This window comes from Erwinia sp. Eh17-17 (assembly GCF_039675725.1).
Taxonomy (GTDB): domain Bacteria; phylum Pseudomonadota; class Gammaproteobacteria; order Enterobacterales; family Enterobacteriaceae; genus Erwinia.
The window spans coordinates 585,375-605,118 of record NZ_JBDFQT010000001.1 but is presented as its reverse complement, the minus strand read 5'-3'; the positions used below and the strand labels follow the sequence as shown (position 1 = coordinate 605,118).

At 55.4% G+C, this 19,744-nt stretch carries 19 protein-coding genes; 7 read left to right on the top strand and 12 right to left on the bottom strand.

The features are described from left to right. Positions 1–34: 34 nt before the first annotated feature. On the bottom strand, positions 35–688 hold the full coding sequence (locus tag ABEH87_RS02635) for a DUF533 domain-containing protein (RefSeq protein WP_346573664.1): 654 nt from the start codon (positions 686–688) through the stop codon (positions 35–37). Between the two features lie 199 nt (positions 689–887). Here ABEH87_RS02635 and ABEH87_RS02630 point away from each other — a divergent pair, with 199 nt between their 5' ends. Next, a complete protein-coding gene (locus ABEH87_RS02630) occupies positions 888–1,706 on the top strand; it encodes a sugar phosphate isomerase/epimerase family protein (RefSeq protein WP_346573662.1) in 819 nt (272 codons plus the stop codon). Positions 1,707–1,757: 51 nt separating this feature from the next. Here ABEH87_RS02630 and ABEH87_RS02625 read toward each other — a convergent pair whose 3' ends face one another. Continuing rightward, complete coding sequence (locus ABEH87_RS02625) at positions 1,758–2,063, bottom strand: YebG family protein (protein ID WP_346573660.1); 306 nt, start codon at positions 2,061–2,063, stop codon at positions 1,758–1,760. Positions 2,064–2,202: 139 nt separating this feature from the next. Here ABEH87_RS02625 and purT point away from each other — a divergent pair, with 139 nt between their 5' ends. After that, positions 2,203–3,381: a formate-dependent phosphoribosylglycinamide formyltransferase gene (gene purT / locus ABEH87_RS02620; RefSeq protein WP_346573658.1), complete on the top strand. Its 1,179-nt coding sequence runs from the start codon at positions 2,203–2,205 to the stop codon at positions 3,379–3,381. A gap of 35 nt (positions 3,382–3,416) precedes the next feature. Here purT and ABEH87_RS02615 read toward each other — a convergent pair whose 3' ends face one another. Beyond that, positions 3,417–4,055 carry a bifunctional 4-hydroxy-2-oxoglutarate aldolase/2-dehydro-3-deoxy-phosphogluconate aldolase gene (locus ABEH87_RS02615; RefSeq protein ID WP_346573656.1) on the bottom strand — a complete coding sequence of 213 codons (639 nt, stop codon included), beginning with the start codon at positions 4,053–4,055 and terminating at the stop codon, positions 3,417–3,419. 224 nt (positions 4,056–4,279) lie between these two features. Then, positions 4,280–5,755, bottom strand: coding sequence for a glucose-6-phosphate dehydrogenase (gene zwf, locus ABEH87_RS02610; protein ID WP_346573654.1), 1,476 nt, complete (start codon positions 5,753–5,755; stop codon positions 4,280–4,282). Between the two features lie 387 nt (positions 5,756–6,142). Here zwf and ABEH87_RS02605 point away from each other — a divergent pair, with 387 nt between their 5' ends. Further along, on the top strand, positions 6,143–6,991 hold the full coding sequence (locus tag ABEH87_RS02605; RefSeq protein WP_346573652.1) for a MurR/RpiR family transcriptional regulator: 849 nt from the start codon (positions 6,143–6,145) through the stop codon (positions 6,989–6,991). Between the two features lie 102 nt (positions 6,992–7,093). Here ABEH87_RS02605 and ABEH87_RS02600 read toward each other — a convergent pair whose 3' ends face one another. Next, positions 7,094–7,897 (bottom strand): hypothetical protein, encoded by an 804-nt coding sequence (locus ABEH87_RS02600; RefSeq protein ID WP_346573650.1) that lies wholly within the window; start codon positions 7,895–7,897, stop codon positions 7,094–7,096. Between the two features lie 610 nt (positions 7,898–8,507). On the opposite strand from ABEH87_RS02600, the gene pyk reads away from it, so the two are divergent. Continuing rightward, positions 8,508–9,989 (top strand): pyruvate kinase, encoded by a 1,482-nt coding sequence (pyk, locus tag ABEH87_RS02595; protein ID WP_346573648.1) that lies wholly within the window; start codon positions 8,508–8,510, stop codon positions 9,987–9,989. A gap of 195 nt (positions 9,990–10,184) precedes the next feature. Then, positions 10,185–11,411, top strand: a complete 1,227-nt coding sequence (locus ABEH87_RS02590; protein ID WP_346573646.1) for an MFS transporter — start codon at positions 10,185–10,187, stop codon at positions 11,409–11,411. A 54-nt stretch (positions 11,412–11,465) separates the two neighbouring features. On the opposite strand, the gene lpxM is transcribed toward ABEH87_RS02590, so the two are convergent. From lpxM to znuA, 3 genes are all read right to left on the bottom strand, one after another. Continuing rightward, a complete protein-coding gene (lpxM, locus tag ABEH87_RS02585) occupies positions 11,466–12,440 on the bottom strand; it encodes a lauroyl-Kdo(2)-lipid IV(A) myristoyltransferase (RefSeq protein ID WP_346573644.1) in 975 nt (324 codons plus the stop codon). A 135-nt stretch (positions 12,441–12,575) separates the two neighbouring features. Continuing rightward, entirely contained in the window at positions 12,576–13,901 is a 1,326-nt protein-coding gene (gene mepM / locus ABEH87_RS02580) for a murein DD-endopeptidase MepM (RefSeq protein ID WP_346573642.1), read from the bottom strand. A gap of 12 nt (positions 13,902–13,913) precedes the next feature. Next, entirely contained in the window at positions 13,914–14,861 is a 948-nt protein-coding gene (znuA, locus tag ABEH87_RS02575; RefSeq protein WP_346573640.1) for a zinc ABC transporter substrate-binding protein ZnuA, read from the bottom strand. Between the two features lie 77 nt (positions 14,862–14,938). On the opposite strand from znuA, the gene znuC reads away from it, so the two are divergent. Further along, entirely contained in the window at positions 14,939–15,697 is a 759-nt protein-coding gene (gene znuC / locus ABEH87_RS02570; RefSeq protein WP_346573638.1) for a zinc ABC transporter ATP-binding protein ZnuC, read from the top strand. Then, the gene (gene znuB, locus ABEH87_RS02565; protein ID WP_346573636.1) at positions 15,690–16,475 is read left to right on the top strand and encodes a zinc ABC transporter permease subunit ZnuB; all 786 of its coding nucleotides are present in this window, start codon (positions 15,690–15,692) and stop codon (positions 16,473–16,475) included. The genes znuC and znuB overlap by 8 nt, the downstream gene beginning before the upstream one ends. A gap of 81 nt (positions 16,476–16,556) precedes the next feature. On the opposite strand, the gene ruvB is transcribed toward znuB, so the two are convergent. The 4 genes from ruvB to ABEH87_RS02545 all read right to left on the bottom strand — a co-directional run bounded on the left by ruvB (position 16,557) and on the right by ABEH87_RS02545 (position 19,582). Further along, positions 16,557–17,561 (bottom strand): Holliday junction branch migration DNA helicase RuvB, encoded by a 1,005-nt coding sequence (gene ruvB / locus ABEH87_RS02560; RefSeq protein ID WP_346573634.1) that lies wholly within the window; start codon positions 17,559–17,561, stop codon positions 16,557–16,559. A gap of 13 nt (positions 17,562–17,574) precedes the next feature. Continuing rightward, positions 17,575–18,189 (bottom strand): Holliday junction branch migration protein RuvA, encoded by a 615-nt coding sequence (ruvA, locus tag ABEH87_RS02555; protein WP_346573632.1) that lies wholly within the window; start codon positions 18,187–18,189, stop codon positions 17,575–17,577. Positions 18,190–18,285: 96 nt separating this feature from the next. Beyond that, positions 18,286–18,807 (bottom strand): crossover junction endodeoxyribonuclease RuvC, encoded by a 522-nt coding sequence (gene ruvC, locus ABEH87_RS02550; protein WP_346573631.1) that lies wholly within the window; start codon positions 18,805–18,807, stop codon positions 18,286–18,288. A gap of 31 nt (positions 18,808–18,838) precedes the next feature. After that, the gene (locus ABEH87_RS02545; RefSeq protein ID WP_346573630.1) at positions 18,839–19,582 is read right to left on the bottom strand and encodes a YebC/PmpR family DNA-binding transcriptional regulator; all 744 of its coding nucleotides are present in this window, start codon (positions 19,580–19,582) and stop codon (positions 18,839–18,841) included. Positions 19,583–19,744 lie beyond the last annotated feature (162 nt).

Genomic DNA, 19,744 nt, shown 5'->3' with positions numbered 1-19,744 from the left:
TTTTTGCGGGCGACGGCTGTCGCCCGCAGGGGGATCAGGCAGGAAGCTTCTGTTTCTCAGCACGAATATCACTTTCGATTGACTGACGCACATCAACAGGGATTTTCAGCGCATCGCCCAGCGCCTGCAGGTAGCTGCGCTCCATAAAGTGATCGACATCGATCACCAGGTTACTGAGGAAATAGACCTCAAGCGCTTCTTCTTCGTTCCTGACGTCAGCCGCCAGTTTCTGCGGATCCAGAGGGGAGTCGATAGCACGCTGCACCAGCTGCTCACCCTGTGTTCCCAGGCCAGACTGACGGAGATGTTCATCAATCGCTTTTCGCTCATCGCTATCGATATGACCGTCACTTTTGGCGGCAAACACCAGCGCTTCAATCAGGCGCTCAGCGCGGCGATCGACCGATGAACTCTGCTGACCAAACTGTGGCTGGTCCTGATGGGTTTCGCTGACGCGCTGTTTGTATTTATTCCACAGCAAAGCGCCTGCTGCGGCACCGCCGCCGATGATGACCGCATTCTTTCCGTATTTCATCAGCAGGTTGCGCGAAGATTTGCTGGCAATCAGCAACCCTGCCAGGCCACCCAGCGCGCCGGGCGCCAGCATCTTACTCAGCCCTTCTCCGCCAGCAGAGGATTTACCCGCCTTACCTAATACCGTCTGAATCTGTTGCAGCCAGTTGCTCATAGTCGACCCTTGTTTGCCAGAAAACACCACAATAGAGCAGCCCGCGTCAGGAAACGTCAAATGGTGCAAAGGCTGTAAAATTTCAGCGCCCTGGACAGCCGATTGTACAGAGCTTATCCGCTCAGCCGCAGAGAGTTTGTCGGAACACAGCGAGAGATCTACCCTGAAAAGGCAATACCGCAGAAGAGGAACGCGACGAATGACATTTTTATCAAACCCCCTGTTTATCAATACTGTCCTGCTCGGCGGCAGCAGTGAAGAGAAGCTGCGCGCCGCAGCGGCGGCGGGATTTAACCAGGTGGAGCTGTGGCAACAGGATGTGAGCAACGCCGGTGGCGACGCCGCCGCGCTGGCAGAGCTGTGCCGGCAGCTGTCGCTGGGGCTGACGGATTATCAGGTATTGCTGGACTTTGATGGCGCGCCGGACGCCCGGCGCGGGGATAAGCGGCGTGAAGCGTTAGACATGATGAAAACCGCACAGCGCCTTGGGGCCTCTACCCTGCTGGTACCGGCCTCTACCGATGCGCAATGCTGTGAAGCGCGTATCGACGACGATTTACGCTGGCTGACTGAACAGGCGGCCGGGCATAATCTGCGCATCGCGTATGAGGCCATGGCCTGGAGTACCCATGTCAGCCACACCGCAGCAGCGTGGCAGCGTATTCAGCAGATCGACGCGCCCAATCTTGGGCTGGTAGTGGATGCGTTTCATATCTTTGTGCGCCGGAGAACGCTGGCTGACCTGGAAGGCATTCCCGCAGAGAAGATTTTTCTGGTGCAGCTGTCAGACCTGGACTGTCAGCCGGATGCACAGCATCTGGTCGAAACCGCCCGTCATCACCGCCTGTTACCGGGCGAGGGCCACTATCCACTGCGGGCGTTGCTACAGCATTTAGCACAGATCGGATATCAGGGACCGCTGGGGATGGAGGTGTTTAACGATCAACGCCACGCTGCCGATCCGTTCGCAACGGCAGAGGCAGCAATGGCGTCGCTACGCGGTGTGCTGAATAAATGATGACTGAAAGGCTGGCCAGGAATTCATGGCCAGCCAAAACAGTGAATAAGATCAGGCGGATTTAACTGCGCGCAGTTTGCCTTCGACATTCTCTTCGCTGTCATCAGCGGGGGTGTTCTCTTCCGGCAGCTTGCCGCTGCGCAGGATCTGCTGCAGAGCCTCTTTATTTTCCGCCATAAACATCCCCAGCGCTTCACCCTGCTGCTCTTCCACTTCCAGCGGGCTGGCGATCAGCCAGTCAGCAAAAACCTCTGCCAGGTCGAGCATTTTGTCGTAAGCATCCGCTTCTTTTTTGCTGGCAAATGTCATCTTTTCCTCACCTTTTCTGACGACAACGTATTTGATTTCAACAGCCATGATTTCGTTCCTTTTTAACTGTATTTTTATACAGTATATCAGCGCTGCTTTTTTGACTCAAGAATAAACTGCGGGATGATCGCGCAAACGTTTTCGTTTATACTGCGCCCGATTTTTTCACTCCATTCAGGTAGAGATTATGACAACTCTTGGAACTGCGCTGCGCCCTAATGCAACCCGTGTAATGCTGTTAGGTTCAGGTGAACTGGGCAAAGAAGTGGCGCTGGAATGCCAGCGTCTTGGTGTGGAAGTAATTGCCGTGGATCGCTACGCCGATGCCCCCGCGATGCACGTTGCCCACCGCAGCCATGTGATCAATATGCTGGATGGTGCTGCCCTGGCTGCCGTGGTGGCGCTGGAAAAACCGGATTTTGTCGTGCCGGAAATTGAAGCTATCGCCACCGATATGCTGATCGAACTGGAGAAGCAGGGCCAGCACGTGGTTCCCACCGCGCGCGCGGCGAAACTGACCATGAACCGCGAAGGTATCCGCCGTCTGGCCGCAGAAGAACTGGCGCTGCCCACCTCTACCTATCGCTTTGCCGACAGCCACGAAGCCTTCCTCACCGCTGCGGATGAGATCGGCTTTCCCTGCATCGTCAAACCGGTCATGAGCTCTTCCGGCAAAGGGCAGAGCTTTATTCGTGAAGCCGCACAGCTGGACGCGGCGTGGGAATATGCCCAACAGGGTGGCCGTGCAGGTGCCGGTCGGGTGATCGTTGAAGGTGTGGTGAAGTTCGATTTCGAAATCACCCTGCTGACCATCAGTGCGGTGGACGGTATCCACTTCTGTGCGCCGATTGGCCATCGTCAGGAAGACGGCGACTATCGTGAATCGTGGCAGCCACAGCAGATGAGCGATCTCGCCCTGCAGAGTGCGCAGGAGATTGCGCGCGACGTGGTGAACGCGCTGGGTGGCCGGGGTCTGTTTGGCGTTGAGCTGTTTGTCTGTGGTGATGACGTGGTGTTTAGCGAAGTCTCACCGCGCCCGCACGACACCGGGATGGTGACGCTGATCTCTCAGGACCTGTCAGAGTTTGCCCTGCACGTTCGGGCTTTTCTCGGCCTGCCGGTTGGCGGTATCCGTCAGTACGGCCCGGCTGCTTCGGCGGTGATCCTGCCAGAGTTGGACAGCAGCAACGTGCAGTTTGCCAATCTCTCTGCCGCACTGGGTGCGGGGTTACAGCTGCGCCTGTTCGGTAAGCCAGAGATTCAGGGCAAGCGCCGCCTGGGCGTGGCGCTTGCAACCGGCAGCGATATTGACGATGCGGTACAGCGCGCCATTCATGCCGCTGCCAGCGTAAACGTCAGCGGTTAACCGGCCATGGGGCGGCTTTGCACCGCCCCTCAATATCAGCGTGCCCCTGCGACGGCTTCCTGCGCCAGGCGGGTGATACGATCGTAGTCCCCCGCTTCCAGTGCGTCTGCCGGCACCAGCCACGATCCGCCAATACACAACACGCTTTTCAGCGCCAGATAGTCACGGTAGTTAGCGGGCGATATGCCCCCCGTCGGGCAAAAACGCACCTGAGGGAAAGGTCCGCCAATAGCCTGCAGGGCTTTCACCCCGCCGTTGGCTTCCGCCGGGAAGAATTTAAACTCACGCAGACCGTAATCAAGACCGGTCATCAGTTCAGAGACGGTACTGATGCCGGGGATCAGCGGAACAGAACCCTCGACGGCGGCTCTGAGCAGGGGCTCGGTCAGCCCAGGGCTGATGATAAACTGTGCCCCGGCATCGGTCACTTCTTTAAGCTGCTGCGGGTTAAGCACCGTACCTGCACCGACAATCGCTTCCGGAACTTCTCTGACCATCGCTCTCAGTGCATCCATCGCACAGGGAGTACGCAGCGTGACTTCCAGCACGCGCACTCCACCGGCCACCAGCGCTTTTGCCATGGGCACCGCATGCTCAAGCTTATTGACCACAATCACCGGGACGACCGGGCCGGTGGTCAGAATCTGTTCAGCGCTTGTTTTCCAGTTACTCATCAACGACTTTCTCCTGTCAGGCCTGCCTTACATCCTGAGAGACGTAGCAGGCAAAAGTGACGCCCGTTGCGTCAGGAATAAGATTGCGCCATCTACCATACAGGAGAAGCACGGCGAGCGTCTATGTCAGGCTGGTTTTTTTAAAATGCAGGTTCAATTTTTATGAAGTTGTATTTTGCTGATAAAAAAACCCGCCGTAGCGGGTTTGATCGGTAAGCCTGAATCTACTCGAATTCATTCCATGAGCGGCCATCACGGGTGATCATCGCCACGGAAGCGACCGGTCCCCAGGTGCCCGCCTGATAAGGCTTAGGTGCTTCTTTATCTGATGACCATGCATCCATAATAGAATCGACCCATTTCCAGGCCTCTTCCACTTCGTCACGGCGGACGAACAGCGCCTGGATACCGCGCATGGTTTCCAGCAGCAGACGCTCGTAGGCATCAGCCAGATGCGACTGGTTGAACGTTTCCGAGAAACTCAGGTCCAGCTTGGTGGTTTGCAGGTTGTGCTTGTGATCCAGCCCTGGCACTTTATTCAGGATCTGGATATCCACGCCTTCATCCGGCTGCAAACGGATCGTCAGTTTGTTCTGCGGCAGCTCCTGCCAGGTGTCCTTGAACAGGTTCAGCGCCGGGTTTTTGAAATAGACCACCACTTCGGAACATTTGGTCGGCAGGCGTTTACCGGTGCGCAGGTAGAACGGTACACCCGCCCAGCGCCAGTCATCGATATCCACGCGGATAGAAACGAAGGTTTCAGTGCTGCTGGATTTATTGGCTCCCTCTTCTTCCAGGTAGCCGGGCACTTTTTTGCCCTGAACAAAACCAGAGGTGTACTGGCCGCGTACGGTTTTTTCACGCACGTTGGTGTGGTCGATACGGCGCAGCGAGCGCAGAACCTTCACCTTCTCGTCACGGATACGATCGGCAGAAAGATCGGCAGGCGGCGACATAGCGATCATCGTCAGAACCTGCAGCAGGTGGTTCTGGATCATGTCGCGCATCTGACCGGCCTGGTCGAAATAGCCCCAGCGACCTTCGATACCCACTTCTTCGGCCACGGTAATCTGCACGTGGTCGATGGTGCGGTTATCCCAGTTAGCCGCAAACAGCGAGTTAGCAAAACGCAGCGCCAGCAGGTTGAGGACGGTCTCTTTACCAAGGTAGTGGTCAATACGGAAGACCTGGCTCTCTTCGAAATACTCACCGACCTGATCGTTAATTTCCTGCGAGGTAGCCAGTGACGTACCGAGCGGCTTTTCCATCACAACGCGCGCCGGGCTGGCGTTCAGCTTCGCCTGGCCCAGACCCTTGCAGATGGCACCGAAGGTGCTTGGCGGCATGGCGAAATAGTTGATGGTGACGCGATTTTTCTGGTCAAGCATCTTGCCGAGGCGCGGGAAATGACTGCTTTCGTTGACATCCAGGTTGCAAAAATCGAGTCGGTTGCTGAGCTTATCCCACAGCGCTTCGTCGATTTTTTCCTTCATAAAGGTTTCCAGCGCCTCACGTACCACTTTGGTATAGGCCGCTTTATCCCATTCCGCACGGCCAACGCCGATAATGCGCGACTCTTCATGGATCTGGCCGGCTTTTTCCAGCTGGTACAGGGAAGGCAACAGTTTACGGCGCGCAAGGTCGCCTTTGGCACCGAAAATCACCAGATCGCATGCCTGGGCTGTTTGTGTAACCGCCATTTCATTCTCCTCGTTGCAGGATTAGCCTGTCCCTGAAAATTCCGTCGTCGGACAGGCTCTTATTGTAATTTTGTTTCAACACAATGTACTGCTTTTGACTGCCCCCCGTAAACCGGGCGACGCGCTCGTGGCACAATGTAGCGAATACATGCTCAGTTTAGAGGCAGTCTTCAGCGGTTAGCCGTCAGATTGTGTGTAATTTTGCATCATTTTTGTTTCTGTTCTTACCATTCTGAAAATCAGACACAGTTCAAACTCTGGCAATAAATGTAAATTAATGTCGTCATGCTACTGCCACCGGGGCTGCCGTGCATTGTATATTCTCTACAAAATGACATCGATTTCACCTTTGATTGAAATCGTCAGAATGTATGAACGGGTAGCACTATGAATATGCTGGAAAAAATTCAATCTCAGCTGGAAAATTTGAGCAAATCTGAACGCAAAGTTGCCGAAGTTATCCTCGATTCCCCGACCACCGCGATGCACTCCAGCATCGCGCTGCTGGCACGTGCAGCCGGGGTCAGCGAACCGACGGTTAATCGCTTCTGTCACCGACTTAACACCAAAGGCTTCCCTGACTTCAAACTCCAGCTGGCGCAAAGTCTGGCGAACGGCACCCCCTACGTCAGCCGCAATGTCGAACAGGATGACAGCGTTGACGCCTATTCCGGTAAGATTTTCGAGTCAGCAATGGCCGGGCTGGAAAGGGTGAAACAACATCTGGATGTTAGCGCGGTCAATCGTGCCGTGGATCTGCTCACCCAGTCAAAGAAAATCGCCTTTTTCGGCCTGGGAGCATCGGCAGCGGTGGCACACGACGCGATGAATAAATTTTTTCGCTTCAATGTGCCGGTGATCTATTCTGACGATATTGTGATGCAGCGCATGAGCTGTATGAACAGTAGCGAAGGCGATGTCATCGTTCTGATTTCCCATACCGGCCGCACCAAAATTATGGTGGAACTGGCGATGATGGCGCGGGAAAACGATGCAACGGTGCTGGCGATTACCTCCCCTGACTCGCCGCTGGCGCGCGAGGCGACGCTGGCCCTCACCCTGGATGTTCCGGAAGATACCGATGTTTATCTGCCGATGGTTTCCCGCCTGGCGCAGCTCACGCTGATTGACGTGCTGGCTACCGGATTCACGCTGCGGCGCGGCGCGAAGTTTCGCGACAACCTTAAGCGGGTTAAAGAGGCGCTGCGTGAATCCAGATTCGATAAAGTTCGATAGAGAAACCACGCCCCCCCCTTTTCAGGCCGGAGGAAGTATCACTTTTTTACACCTGAGGTGGCGGCTGGCTTTTTCGCCTTTGTCTTCCGGGCCTGTCGATAGCTAAACGACATTGACTATCAGAACAGCGCTCGACTGCCACTCACCTGGCTGAACATTTTTCAGTTCAGAGGTGATTTTCAATTTGTTATCACCCGCCTGCACATCGATATAGTTCAGCAGGGGCTTATTGTTGATGCTAATGGTGGCGGTACCACCGCCAATATCCAGCGTGGTCTTTCTGTCCGCTAACGAAAACTGAACGGTCCCTTTTAGCGTACAGTTAACCCATAAATGACTTTCCGCTATGGACTCTGCCATTCTGTCCGCCACAACCGTTTTGTGGTCGAGCACTATTTCGGAAGTCAGTATTTTACATTCAGAGGGGAATGCCGGTAGATACCGGCAGGTTCCGGGGGAATACGTATATTTAGCCAGAGCATAGGAATATATCGTTGCCACAATACAATAGTTAGTACCATCATTGGGGTCAGTTCCGAAGACAACGTAATCGCCTGAGGATTCAGCATATACTTTATTGGCACCGTAAACTAACAGATCCCCGACGGTCTTTATAGCAGGATTGTCCTTAGGTTGTGCAACAAATGTACCTCTGTAGGCTGAAACCTCAGTGCCGTTTACGTTTCTAAAAATCATCATTTGATAAAAATCACGACTTCCCAGCGGTGTCTCTGTCCATGGTCCTGCGTCAATAAACGTTGGCATCCCATAGGAAACACGGTGCAACCCTTCATTCTCAATAAGCCGATGACTCATATTATTAAAGACAGGAACCATCCCGGCACCTGCACCTTTAGTAAAAAACATCATCATAATAACAATTAAAAAAGCTCTTTTAAAATTCATAAACTACCTGATGATAAAACCTTTTAAGTTAAAACATCACGCCCCAGGATCAATATATTTCTTCGTTAAACATAAAGACTGATTAGGAGTGAATGCATTTCTGAAAAGCACCATCATTTTACTGCAATACCCGGGCAAAGCAGTATCACCATTTCCTGGCACCAGCTTCAATAGATTTAAGTTCTCCTGCTATTATATATAAGGCTAACTGACAGCATATTATACCGCAGGTATGCGGCATTTCCTGACAGGCAGGCCATCGCCGTTAACGGCGGTGCGGGGTTTCACGACAATGTTAAGCGGGTTAAAGTGATTCAGCATCAGTCCAGACGCGATAACAACAGCCCGACGCGACGTTTTACCCGCCAGTGAAAATATCATTTTTAATCAACCTCGACTGCGCATGGCTGCGACGGATGAGAGAGAACACAAGCGCACAGATTGTGATATGACAGGCGTGTATGGCATGATGGGATCTGACTTGTGTCACGCTCAGGCCAGTATTCCACTTTCATCCTTTACCCTTGGGAATACCCAAACGCCAGCGCGACACTGACGAGCATACTTAGTCATAGATTCGACATAACAATTCACAAAAGGTGTACCCTAAATGATTAACCAGTCGTCTCCAGCCGTAATCCCTAAGTCCACCTCCCGTCGTCTCAGAAGAACCAAGATCGTAACCACACTGGGCCCCGCCACCGATCGCGATAATAACCTTGAAAAAGTCATCGCTGCCGGCGCCAATGTCGTTCGTCTGAACTTCTCACACGGCACTGCAGAAGATCACCAAATGCGCGCGGATAAAGTGCGCGAGATTGCCGCTAAACTCGGGCGTCATGTGGCTATCCTCGGCGATCTGCAGGGGCCAAAAATCCGCGTTTCAACCTTTAAGGAAGGCAAAGTCTTCCTGAATATCGGTGAGCGCTTCCTGCTGGATGCCAGCCTGGGCAAAGGCGAAGGCGACCGTGAAAAAGTCGGCATTGACTATAAAGGTCTGCCAGCTGACGTGGTGCCGGGAGATATCCTGCTGCTTGACGACGGTCGCGTACAGCTGAAAGTACTGGAAGTTCAGGGCATGAAAGTCTTCACCGAAGTCACCGTCGGTGGCCCACTGTCAAATAACAAAGGGATTAACAAGCTGGGCGGCGGACTGTCGGCTGAAGCGCTGACTGAAAAAGACAAAGCCGATATCCTGACGGCAGCAAAAATTGGTGTCGACTACCTGGCCGTTTCGTTCCCACGCTGCGGCGAGGACCTGAACTATGCCCGCCGTCTGGCGCGTGAAGCGGGTTGTGAAGCTAAAATCGTTTCTAAAGTGGAACGCGCCGAAGCCGTAGCCAGCCAGGAAGCGATGGATGACATCATTCTGGCCTCTGACGTGGTGATGGTGGCAAGGGGCGACCTTGGGGTTGAAATTGGCGACCCTGAGCTGGTCGGCATCCAGAAGGCCCTTATCCGCCGTGCACGTCAGTTAAACCGTTCGGTGATCACCGCCACTCAGATGATGGAGTCAATGATCACCAACCCGATGCCGACCCGTGCGGAGGTGATGGACGTGGCCAACGCCGTGCTCGATGGCACCGATGCGGTGATGCTGTCAGCGGAAACGGCTGCAGGTCAGTATCCCGCCGAAACCGTCTCTGCCATGGCGAAGGTCTGCCTGGGCGCGGAGAAGATCCCAAGCATCAACGTCTCCAAGCACCGCCTTGACGTTCAGTTCGATAATATCGAAGAAGCTATCGCGATGTCGGCCATGTATGCGGCTAACCACCTGCAGGGCGTGACGGCTATCATCACCATGACTGAATCGGGTCGTACGGCGCTGATGACTTCACGCATCACCTCCGGCTTACCGATTTTCGCCATGTCCCGCCATGAGCGCACGCTGAACCTGACCGCCCTGTACCGTGGCGTGACGCCAATCTTCTTCGACAGCAACAGTGACGGCGTGGCTGCGGCGCACGACGCCATTAACCTGCTGCGTGAAAAAGGCTTCCTGATGTCCGGTGACCTGGTGATCGTGACTCAGGGCGATGTCATGAGCACCACGGGAACCACCAACACCAGCCGCGTGCTGCGCGTTGAGTAATCTCCTCTGATCTGCCCGGCCCCTGGGCCGGGCAGCAACTGCAAATGCCTCTGTCCCTCTTGCCATCACGGTGCGCCTGAACTCCTGCCTTCATATTAATGCAGCGTCTGTTGATGAAAATGCGCTATCGTAGCGCGCCTGTGCGAACGTCTACACTTTTGACCTTTTGATGAAATACCCTGGAGGGATCCCCCAATGGCATCATTTATTCCGGTGTCCAGCCTGACCCGACGTCACCTGATTTTCCCCCTGTCTTTAGTTCTTTTCGAATTCGCGACCTATATTGCCCACGATATGATCCAGCCGGGAATGCTGCTGGTGACGCAGGAGTTCAGGGTGGGTCCTGAGTGGGTTTCATCTTCGCTGACCGCCTATCTGATTGGCGGCATCGTGCTGCAGTGGCTGTTAGGGCCGCTGTCCGACAAGCTGGGACGTCGCCCGGTGATGCTGACAGGCGTGGCTTTTTTTATGGTGACCTGTATGGCCACTCACTGGGTGCAGAGCATTGAGCAATTTATTCTGCTGCGCTTCCTGCAGGGGATCAGCCTGTGCTTTATCGGTGCGGTGGGCTATGCCGCCATTCAGGAAGCCTTCGACGAGGCCCTGAGCGTACGCATCATGGCGCTGATGGCCAACGTCGCGCTGCTGGCCCCCTTAGCCGGGCCGTTAGCCGGTGCGGCGTTTCTGGAGGTCAGCGACTGGCGCACGATGTTCTGGCTGTTTGGCATTGTGACCGCTGTTGCACTGGCTGGTCTGTGGCGCACCATGCCGGAAACGGCCGGGGACCGGCTGGTATCGATCTCACTGAAATCCCTGGGTAAAGGCTATCTCGCGCTGTTTAAAGATCGCCAGGTGATGTCGGGATCGCTGGCGATTGGCCTGGTAACCATCCCCTGCCTGGCCTGGGTGGCGTTGTCTCCCGTGATTCTTATCCACGATGAAGGGCTGAGCCGGCTCGATTATGCCCTGCTGCAGCTGCCGGTATTTATTGCCATGATTGCCGGGAACCTGACGCTGGGCAAGCTGGCTTCGCGGCTGCCGATCGACCGCCCACTGCGTTTCGGGGCGTGGCCGATCCTGCTGGGCCTCGGCATCTCTGCGGCTGCCTCCGTCATCGACAGTCACAGCTATCTGTGGCTGACCGCCGGGCTGAGTCTGTATGGCTTCGGTACCGGACTGGTTAACGCGGGACTGTATCGCCTGACGCTGTTTTCCAGCCAGGCCGGTAAAGGCAGCGTTGCGGCGATGCTCGGCATGGTGAGTATTCTGGTGTTTGCTCTGGGGATCGAGCTGGCGAAATTCGCCTACTTCAGCGACGGTGCCCGCGCCTTCAGCCTGGTCAACCTGGCCTGCGGGCTGGTGTGGTTCCTGCTGGTTCGCGCTTTCCTCGCGGAGTGGAAACGGCGCTCTTCGCTGAATTAAATAAAAAAGGGGCCACCGCACTGCGCGTGGCCCCTTTTCTTTTCTTACCGCTGATTACTTCTTCTTTGGATACAGTTCCTGCCGATCGTAAGGTTCCTTCTCTCCGGGCTTGCGGGTCTTCAGCAGCTTGAGGATCCAGGTGTACTGCTCCGGATGAGGGCGCACAAACACCTCAACTTCTTCATTCAGACGGCGGGCCTGTGACACGTCATCGGAATCGGGCAGATCGTCCATCGGCGGACGCAGATAAATATCCAGACAGTGCGTTTTACTGTCATAAGCCGGAAATAGTGGCACCACTTTCGCCCGACAGACTTTCATCATCCTGCCAACTGCGGGCAGCGTGGCTTTGTAGGTATCAAAGAAATCCACAAATTCACTCTGTTCCGCACCGTGATCCTGGTCTGGCAGATAATAGCCCCAGTACCCCTGACGAATAGACATGATAAACGGTTTGATGCCGTCATTGCGCGCGTGCATACGCCCGCCAAAACGACGACGCACCCGGTTCCAGACATAATCCATAACCGGATCGCTCTGGTTGTGAAACATGGCGGCCATGGGCTGCCCTTCTGAGGCCAGCACCATCGCGGGCAGATCGACAGCCCAGGCATGTGGCACCAGAAAAATCACGTTCTGCCCGGTATTCTGCAGGGCATCAATAATCTCGCGTCCGTGCCAGCGAATGCGTTTTTTAGCGCTGTTCGGACGCAGGGCCAGCTCCGCCATCATCGCCATTGACTGCGGAGCAACGGCGAACATCTCATCGATAATCGCCTCGCGCTCGCTCTCTGACTTATCGCTCATGCAATACAACAGATTGATCTGCGCACGACGACGTGCGCTGCGGGCAAACTTTCCGGCCAGACGCCCAAGGGCACCCAGCAGCGGATCGCGCAAACGTGGCGTCACCAGGGCGAGACCGGCAAACGCTCCTACACCTAACCAGCTACCCCAGTGGCGTGGTAATAAAAAGCTCTTTTTAAAAGTGGGAATAAATTCAATATTACTTTTTTTTGTGTTTTCCATGCACTCGCCTCGAACAATAACCGGCTTATGATAGTGGTCAGGAGCCATTTTGCAAAGTTATTGGAGATATGGTTCATTTTCGCACTAAAAAAAAACCGATGGAGTCATCCATCGGCTTATCGTAGCGCTGTAATGTTACTTAAAGCGCAGCTGCGGCACCACGTCACGAACTTTGGCCAGGTAATCACGGCGATCTTTGCCGGTCAACCCTTCCATACGCGGCAGTTTCGCCGTCAGTGGGTTCACTGCCTGGTTATTAATCCAGATTTCAAAGTGCAGGTGCGGCCCGGTTGAGCGCCCGGTATTGCCGGTCAGCCCGATGCGATCGCCGCGTTTCACTTTCTGCCCTGGCTTCACCAGCAGTTTTTTCAGGTGCATGTAGCGTGTCATGTACTGACGACCATGACGAATCGCAATGTAATTACCTGCCCCACCGCTGCGTTTAGAGACGATCACCTCACCATCCCCGACGGCCAGCACCGGAGTACCCAGTGGGATTGCAAAATCTACGCCTTTGTGCGGTGCCATACGTCCGGTAACCGGGTTAATACGACGAGGGTTAAAGCTGGATGAAACACGATACTGTTTGATTGTCGGGAAGCGCATAAAGCCGCGAGCCAGACCGGAACCGTTACGATCGTAAAACTTGCCGTCTTCGCTACGGATGGCAAAATAATCTTTACCCCCGCTGTTAAGACGCACGCCTACCAGTTCACTCTGCTCACTTTTACCGTTGAGCACCTCACGCGACATCAGTACGGCGAAACGGTCGCCGCTGCGCAGCTTACGAAAGTCCATTTGCCACTGCAGTGATTTAATCACCGCGCTGATTTCACTGCTGGAGAGCCCCGCCTTTTTGGCACTGCTGACAAAACTGCCGTCAACCACGCCGCTGAGCACGCTGTTCTGCCACTCGCCCTTTTGCATTACAGAAGAGGCTTTAAACCCGTCTCCGGAACGATCGTAGGTACGGGTTTCACGGCGCGAGACTTCCCAGGTCAGTCGCTGCAAATCGCCTTTGTCACTCAGCGTCCATGAGAGCTGCTGACCGATTTGCAGGTTACGCAGGTCTTTATCACTTTTTACCAGCTGGCTGATGTCCGACATCTCAATGCCGTACTGGTTTAACACGCTGCTGAGGGTATCACCGGTCGACACCACGTAATCGTGAGTGCCGCTTTCATCCGCAACATCGTTATCAATTTCATCCGTCGGGGTATCGTCAGAGGGTGACGGTGTATCCTGGTCGATCGGCTCGCTGGCTTCAGGAAGCAGCGTACGCAGCTGATTTTTCTCCAGTTCGACCGTCTTCACAATCGGGCTTTCGCTGCCCGGGTGATAAACGTAAGGCCGCCACAGGGTGACAGCCAGCGTTACGACGGTCAACGACCCCAGCATAATGCGGTGGGGCCGCGGTAAATTGTTAAACGCCATGGCGACAGCGCGGGATATCTGCTGCACTTAAATGTTCCTCTATTCTCCTTTCAGGCAGCTCGCATACTGGCTGGACAGCTGTGAGAGGAATGTCACATAGCTGTCTTTACCTGGGGTGATATCCGTCCCGAGGGGGTCCAGGGTGCCTGAACGCACGGTGGTGCCTCTCGCAACGGCTTCAATCACGGCCGGCCTGAATTGTGGCTCAGCAAAAACGCAGGCTGCTTTTTGCTCAACCAACTGTGTTCGTATTTGATGTAAACGCTGTGCGCCGGGTTGGATCTCAGGGTTGACGGTAAAATGACCGAGTGGGGTCAAACCGAAGTGTTTTTCAAAGTAAGTGTATGCATCATGAAAAACGAAATACCCTTTCCCTTTAACCGGGGACAACTGCTTACTGATTTTTGCATCGACTGACGTCAGTTCTGCCTCAAAATGCTGCAGGTTTGCGTCTAGTTTGTCCTTGCTCTGCGGCATAAGTTCCAATAATTTTGCATGGATTGCAATCGCCGTTTGCCTGGAAATTTCCGGCGACATCCATAGGTGCATATTATATTCGCCGTGATGATGATGTTCATGGCTGTCAGCAGCGCCGTGAGCGTGGTCATGCTCCTCTTCTTCCTCGTCCTCTCCCCCTTTCAGCAACAGAGGTTTCACCCCCGGAAGAGCACTCATTTCAACGTTTTTTTGCGCCGGTAACGCAGCGGCTGTCCGGGCCATAAACGCCTCCATTTCAGGGCCAACCCAGACGACCAGATCCGCGCTCTGCAAGCGTTTAATGTCTGATGGACGTAGTGCATAATCGTGCTCAGAGGCACCGTCAGGCAGCAAGACCCGAACCGGAGTGACGCCATCGGCGATGGCTGCGGCAATGAAGCCGACCGGTTTCACCGAAGCCACCACATCGGCCTGGGCAGGGAGGGCAAGCGAAGCGGCAATGCCGAGGCCGGCCAGCATGGAAAAGAGACGCGTTTTTTTATGTAACATAATGATTCAATTTGTCGTGATGAGTCGATGGATTGTGATATTATAACATCCGAAAATTTCTGCAACCTGTAATCGACATGTCATCTTTGATCACTCTTGATAAAATTTCCGTCAGTTTCGGCCAGCGTCGCGTTCTGTCCGATATTTCGCTTTCGTTGCAGCCTGGCCGTATTCTGACCCTGCTGGGCCCGAACGGCGCCGGTAAATCGACGCTGGTACGTGTGGTTCTCGGGCTGATTGCCCCGACCTCCGGTACGCTGCTGCGTCCAGCCCAGCTGCGCATTGGCTATGTGCCACAAAAAATTCACCTTGATGTCACCCTGCCCCTGACCGTTGACCGCTTTATGCGGCTGAGGCCCGGCGTCAGACGTGAGGATATTTTGCCCGCACTGAAGCGCGTTCAGGCCGGACAGCTGCTGGAGTATCCGCTGCAGAAACTGTCCGGGGGCGAAATGCAGCGCGTGCTGCTGGCGCGGGCGTTGCTCAATCAACCGCAGCTGCTGGTCCTTGATGAACCGACGCAGGGCGTTGACGTTAACGGGCAGGTGGCGCTGTACGATCTGATCGACCAGCTGCGCCGCGAGCTGAACTGTGGCGTGTTGATGGTTTCTCACGACCTGCACCTGGTGATGGCTAAAACCGACGAAGTGCTGTGCCTCAACCACCATATCTGCTGTTCCGGAACGCCGGAAGCCGTCTCTAAGCACCCCGAATTTATCTCGATGTTCGGCCCGCGTGGCTCCGAGCAGCTGGCGATTTATCGCCATAATCACAACCATCGTCACGATCTGCAGGGGCGAATTATTCTGCGCAAAGGGACCAGCCGCCATGATTGAGTTACTGTTACCGGGCTGGCTGGCGGGTGTGCTGCTGGCCATTGCCGCCGGGCCGCTGGGTTCGTTCGTCGTCTGGCGTCGCATGTCCTATTTTGGCGACACGCTGGCGCACGCATCCCTGCTGGGCGTGGCATTGGGTCTGTTGCTGAATGTCAGTCCGTTTTACGCCGTCATTGCCGTCACGCTGCTGCTGTCACTGGTGCTGGTGTGGCTGGAACGGCGTCCGCATCTGGCGATTGATACCCTGTTAGGGATTATGGCCCACAGCGCGCTTTCGCTGGGCATGGTGGTGGTCAGCCTGATGTCTGACGTACGTGTGGATCTGATGGCCTACCTGTTTGGCGACCTGCTGGCGGTAACGCCGGAGGATCTGTGGACGATTCTGGCAGGCGTAGTGGTGGTGATGCTGCTGCTGGGCTGGCAGTGGCGCGCCCTGCTCTCTCTGACCATCAGCCCCGATCTGGCGCAGGTGGACGGCGTGAATATTCAGCGTACCAAAATGATACTGATGCTGATTACGGCACTGACTATTGGGGTGGCGATGAAGTTTGTCGGCGCGCTGATTATCACCTCACTGCTGATTATCCCGGCCGCAACCGCACGTCGCTTCGCACGTTCGCCGGAACAGATGGCAGGGTTGGCCGTGGTGGTGGGCATTCTGGCCGTGACGGCCGGCCTGACGTTCTCAGCGTTTTACGATACGCCAGCCGGCCCTTCCGTGGTGCTGGGCGCGGCGGCGATGTTTATCATCAGTATGGTGAAAAAGCCGGCGGTGTGATATCCGGGACGATTCTGTGCCGGACAGCCTTGCAGGGGCCGATCCTCTTTTCGATCGGCCCTTTATCTCAGGGAACGCACCTTATTCAGGACGGTCAATACCGAAGTGTTTATATGCGTGACCGGTCGCCATTCGGCCACGCGGCGTTCGCTGAATAAAGCCCTGCTGTATCAGATAGGGTTCCAGCACGTCTTCGATGGTTTCACGCTCTTCACCAATCGCCGCCGCCAGGTTATCCAGCCCTACCGGGCCACCCATAAATTTATCGATAATCGCCAGCAGCAGCTTGCGATCCATATAGTCAAAACCTTCGGTATCCACGCTGAGCATATCCAGCGCTTTGGACGTCACATCCCCGCTCATATTTCCGGCAGCACGCACTTCGGCAAAATCACGGACCCGTCGTAGCAGACGGTTGGCAATGCGCGGCGTTCCGCGCGCGCGGCGGGCAATCTCCAGCGCACCCTCGTCGCTCAGCGGCAGCCCGAGGCAGGAGGCGCTGCGCGCCACAATGTGCTGCAAATCTTCCACCCGGTAAAACTCCAGGCGCTGCACAATGCCAAAACGATCGCGCAACGGCGACGTCAGCGATCCGGCACGGGTGGTGGCCCCAATCAGGGTAAACGGCGGCAGGTCGAGTTTGATCGACCGAGCGCCAGGACCTTCACCAATCATGATATCCAGCTGGTAATCTTCCATTGCCGGATACAGCACCTCTTCAACCACCGGCGACAGTCGGTGGATCTCATCGATAAACAACACGTCGTGAGGTTCAAGGTTGGTGAGCATCGCCGCCAGATCGCCCGCTTTCTCCAGCACCGGTCCGGAGGTGGTCCGCAGATTCACGCCCATCTCGTTGGCGACAATATTCGCCAGCGTGGTTTTCCCCAGGCCCGGCGGGCCAAAGATCAGCAGATGGTCGAGTGCATCACCGCGATTTTTTGCGGCTTCGATGAAGATCTCCATCTGCTCGCGTACCACCGGCTGGCCGACATACTCCGCCAGCATCTTCGGGCGGATAGCGCGGTCGATGACTTCTTCTTCGGTGATGACCCCGGCGGAGACCAGGCGGTCGGCTTCAATCATGCTCTACCTCAAATCAAATAGCGGCGCGCAGGGCTTCGCGGATCAGTGTTTCGCAGTCGGCGGTCGGCTTGCCGACTTTGCTGATCATACGGCTGGCTTCCTGCGGCTTGTAGCCCAGCGCCACCAGCGCGGAAACCGCTTCGCTTTCCGCATCGTTCGCGGCTTCGACCGGCATCTCGCTGGTCAGTGCAAACGGCGCATCGGTGGCAAACAGGTCACCGTGCATCCCTTTAAAGCGGTCTTTCATTTCCACCACCAGACGCTCGGCGGTCTTCTTGCCCACGCCCGGCAGTTTCACCAGGGCGGCAATCTCTTCACGCTCAACGGCGGTCACAAACTGCTGTGCCGACATGCCGGACAGGATCGCCAGCGCCAGCTTAGGCCCCACGCCGTTAACCTTGATCAGCTCGCGAAACAGGGCGCGTTCAGGCTTGCTGTTAAAACCGAACAGCAGCTGCGCATCTTCGCGCACCACAAAGTGGGTAAAAATCACCGCTTCATGATTGAGGTCGGGAAGCTCATAAAAACAGGTCATAGGCATTTGCACCTCATAACCCACGCCGCTCGCTTCCAGTAACACCACAGGCGGCTGCTTTTCCAGGATAATGCCTCTCAGACGACCTATCACATTCGCTTCCTTCAGATAACGGTTAAGAGGGGAGTTTATAGCATAAAAAAGGCTGGATGAATATCCAGCCTGTTGAGATTACCTTAGCGTCCGTGACTAACTCAGACGGCCACGCGCAAGGTTAAGCCTGCCTTCACCAATGCGCGTCACGTTCTGGCTCAGATGGCAGTGGGTAATGGCAATCGCCAGCGCATCGGCGGCATCCGCCTGCGGGTTGGCAGGCAGCTTCAGCAGGGTTCGCACCATATGCTGAACCTGGCTTTTTTCCGCGCTGCCAATTCCTACTACCGTCTGCTTGACCTGACGGGCCGCATACTCGAACACCGGCAGGTCCTGGTTGACCGCAGCGACAATGGCCGCACCGCGTGCCTGGCCCAGCTTCAGCGCTGAGTCGGCGTTTTTCGCCATAAACACCTGCTCAATCGCGAAAAACTCCGGCTGAAACTGGGTGATGATCTCGCTGACGCCTGCATAAATCAGTTTCAGGCGCGTCGGCAGATCGGTCACGCTGGTGCGGATACAGCCGCTGCCCAGATAGGTTAACTGCCGCCCCACCTGCCGGATCACACCGTAACCGGTGATGCGCGAACCGGGGTCTATCCCCAAAATAATAGCCATTACGCGCTCACTGAGTGTGACAGTCGGTGGATCACAGGGTTTCCGCTACCTCGTCAGAAATTTCACCGTTATGGTAAACCTCCTGCACGTCGTCGCAGTCTTCCAGCATATCGATCAGACGCAGCAGTTTAGGTGCGGTTTCCGCATCCATATCCGCTTTGGTTGACGGGATCATGGTGACTTCGGCACTTTCTGCCGTCAGGCCAGCCGCTTCCAGCGCATCTTTTACCGCGCCCAGATTTTCCCATGGGGTGAACACATCGATCGTGCCATCGTCATAGGTCATCACGTCGTCGGCACCCGCTTCCAGCGCGGCGTCCATGACCGTATCTTCTTCCAGACCCGGTGCGAAAGTGATCACGCCCTTCTTCGTGAAGAGGTAAGCCACCGACCCGTCGGTTCCGAGGTTACCACCCGTTTTCGTAAAGGCATGGCGCACTTCAGATACGGTACGGTTGCGGTTGTCGCTCAGGCATTCCACCATGACAGCGGTGCCGCCGGGGCCGTAGCCTTCATAGATGATGGTTTCCATGTTGCTGTCATCATCACCGCCCACGCCGCGTGCAATCGCACGGTTCATGGTGTCACGGGTCATGTTGTTTGACAGCGCTTTGTCCATCGCCGCGCGCAGACGCGGGTTGGAGTTGGCATCACCGCCGCCCAGTTTGGCAGCCGTCACCAGCTCACGAATGATTTTGGTGAAAATTTTACCGCGTTTGGAATCCTGAGCAGCCTTGCGGTGCTTGGTATTCGCCCATTTACTATGTCCCGCCATATACTCTAAGTCTCCAAATTGGCTCTGGACAGGCTATCTTGCTGGTGTCGTTGTCCCCGGCAGTGCCTGGAATGCTCACGCACCGCAGTACGCTCCGCTTCCTCCGCGCTGGCGGTGAACACCTTCACTGCGCCGATATACGCCTGACTTTTGGCTAAAATC

Bases quoted from the DNA above. Each gene is read 5' to 3' on its own strand.
- ABEH87_RS02605 (WP_346573652.1), top strand. From the start codon at position 6,143: ATGAATATGCTGGAAAAAATTCAATCTCAGCTGGAAAATTTGAGCAAA.
- znuA (WP_346573640.1), bottom strand. From the start codon at position 14,861: ATGTTACATAAAAAAACGCGTCTCTTTTCCATGCTGGCCGGCCTCGGC.
- ABEH87_RS02590 (WP_346573646.1), top strand. From the start codon at position 10,185: ATGGCATCATTTATTCCGGTGTCCAGCCTGACCCGACGTCACCTGATT.
- pyk (WP_346573648.1), top strand. From the start codon at position 8,508: ATGATTAACCAGTCGTCTCCAGCCGTAATCCCTAAGTCCACCTCCCGT.
- purT (WP_346573658.1), top strand. From the start codon at position 2,203: ATGACAACTCTTGGAACTGCGCTGCGCCCTAATGCAACCCGTGTAATG.
- ABEH87_RS02625 (WP_346573660.1), bottom strand. From the start codon at position 2,063: ATGGCTGTTGAAATCAAATACGTTGTCGTCAGAAAAGGTGAGGAAAAG.
- ABEH87_RS02630 (WP_346573662.1), top strand. From the start codon at position 888: ATGACATTTTTATCAAACCCCCTGTTTATCAATACTGTCCTGCTCGGC.
- znuB (WP_346573636.1), top strand. From the start codon at position 15,690: ATGATTGAGTTACTGTTACCGGGCTGGCTGGCGGGTGTGCTGCTGGCC.
- zwf (WP_346573654.1), bottom strand. From the start codon at position 5,755: ATGGCGGTTACACAAACAGCCCAGGCATGCGATCTGGTGATTTTCGGT.
- ruvC (WP_346573631.1), bottom strand. From the start codon at position 18,807: ATGGCTATTATTTTGGGGATAGACCCCGGTTCGCGCATCACCGGTTAC.
- lpxM (WP_346573644.1), bottom strand. From the start codon at position 12,440: ATGGAAAACACAAAAAAAAGTAATATTGAATTTATTCCCACTTTTAAA.
- ruvB (WP_346573634.1), bottom strand. From the start codon at position 17,561: ATGATTGAAGCCGACCGCCTGGTCTCCGCCGGGGTCATCACCGAAGAA.
- ABEH87_RS02615 (WP_346573656.1), bottom strand. From the start codon at position 4,055: ATGAGTAACTGGAAAACAAGCGCTGAACAGATTCTGACCACCGGCCCG.
- ABEH87_RS02600 (WP_346573650.1), bottom strand. From the start codon at position 7,897: ATGAATTTTAAAAGAGCTTTTTTAATTGTTATTATGATGATGTTTTTT.
- znuC (WP_346573638.1), top strand. From the start codon at position 14,939: ATGTCATCTTTGATCACTCTTGATAAAATTTCCGTCAGTTTCGGCCAG.
- ABEH87_RS02545 (WP_346573630.1), bottom strand. From the start codon at position 19,582: ATGGCGGGACATAGTAAATGGGCGAATACCAAGCACCGCAAGGCTGCT.
- ABEH87_RS02635 (WP_346573664.1), bottom strand. From the start codon at position 688: ATGAGCAACTGGCTGCAACAGATTCAGACGGTATTAGGTAAGGCGGGT.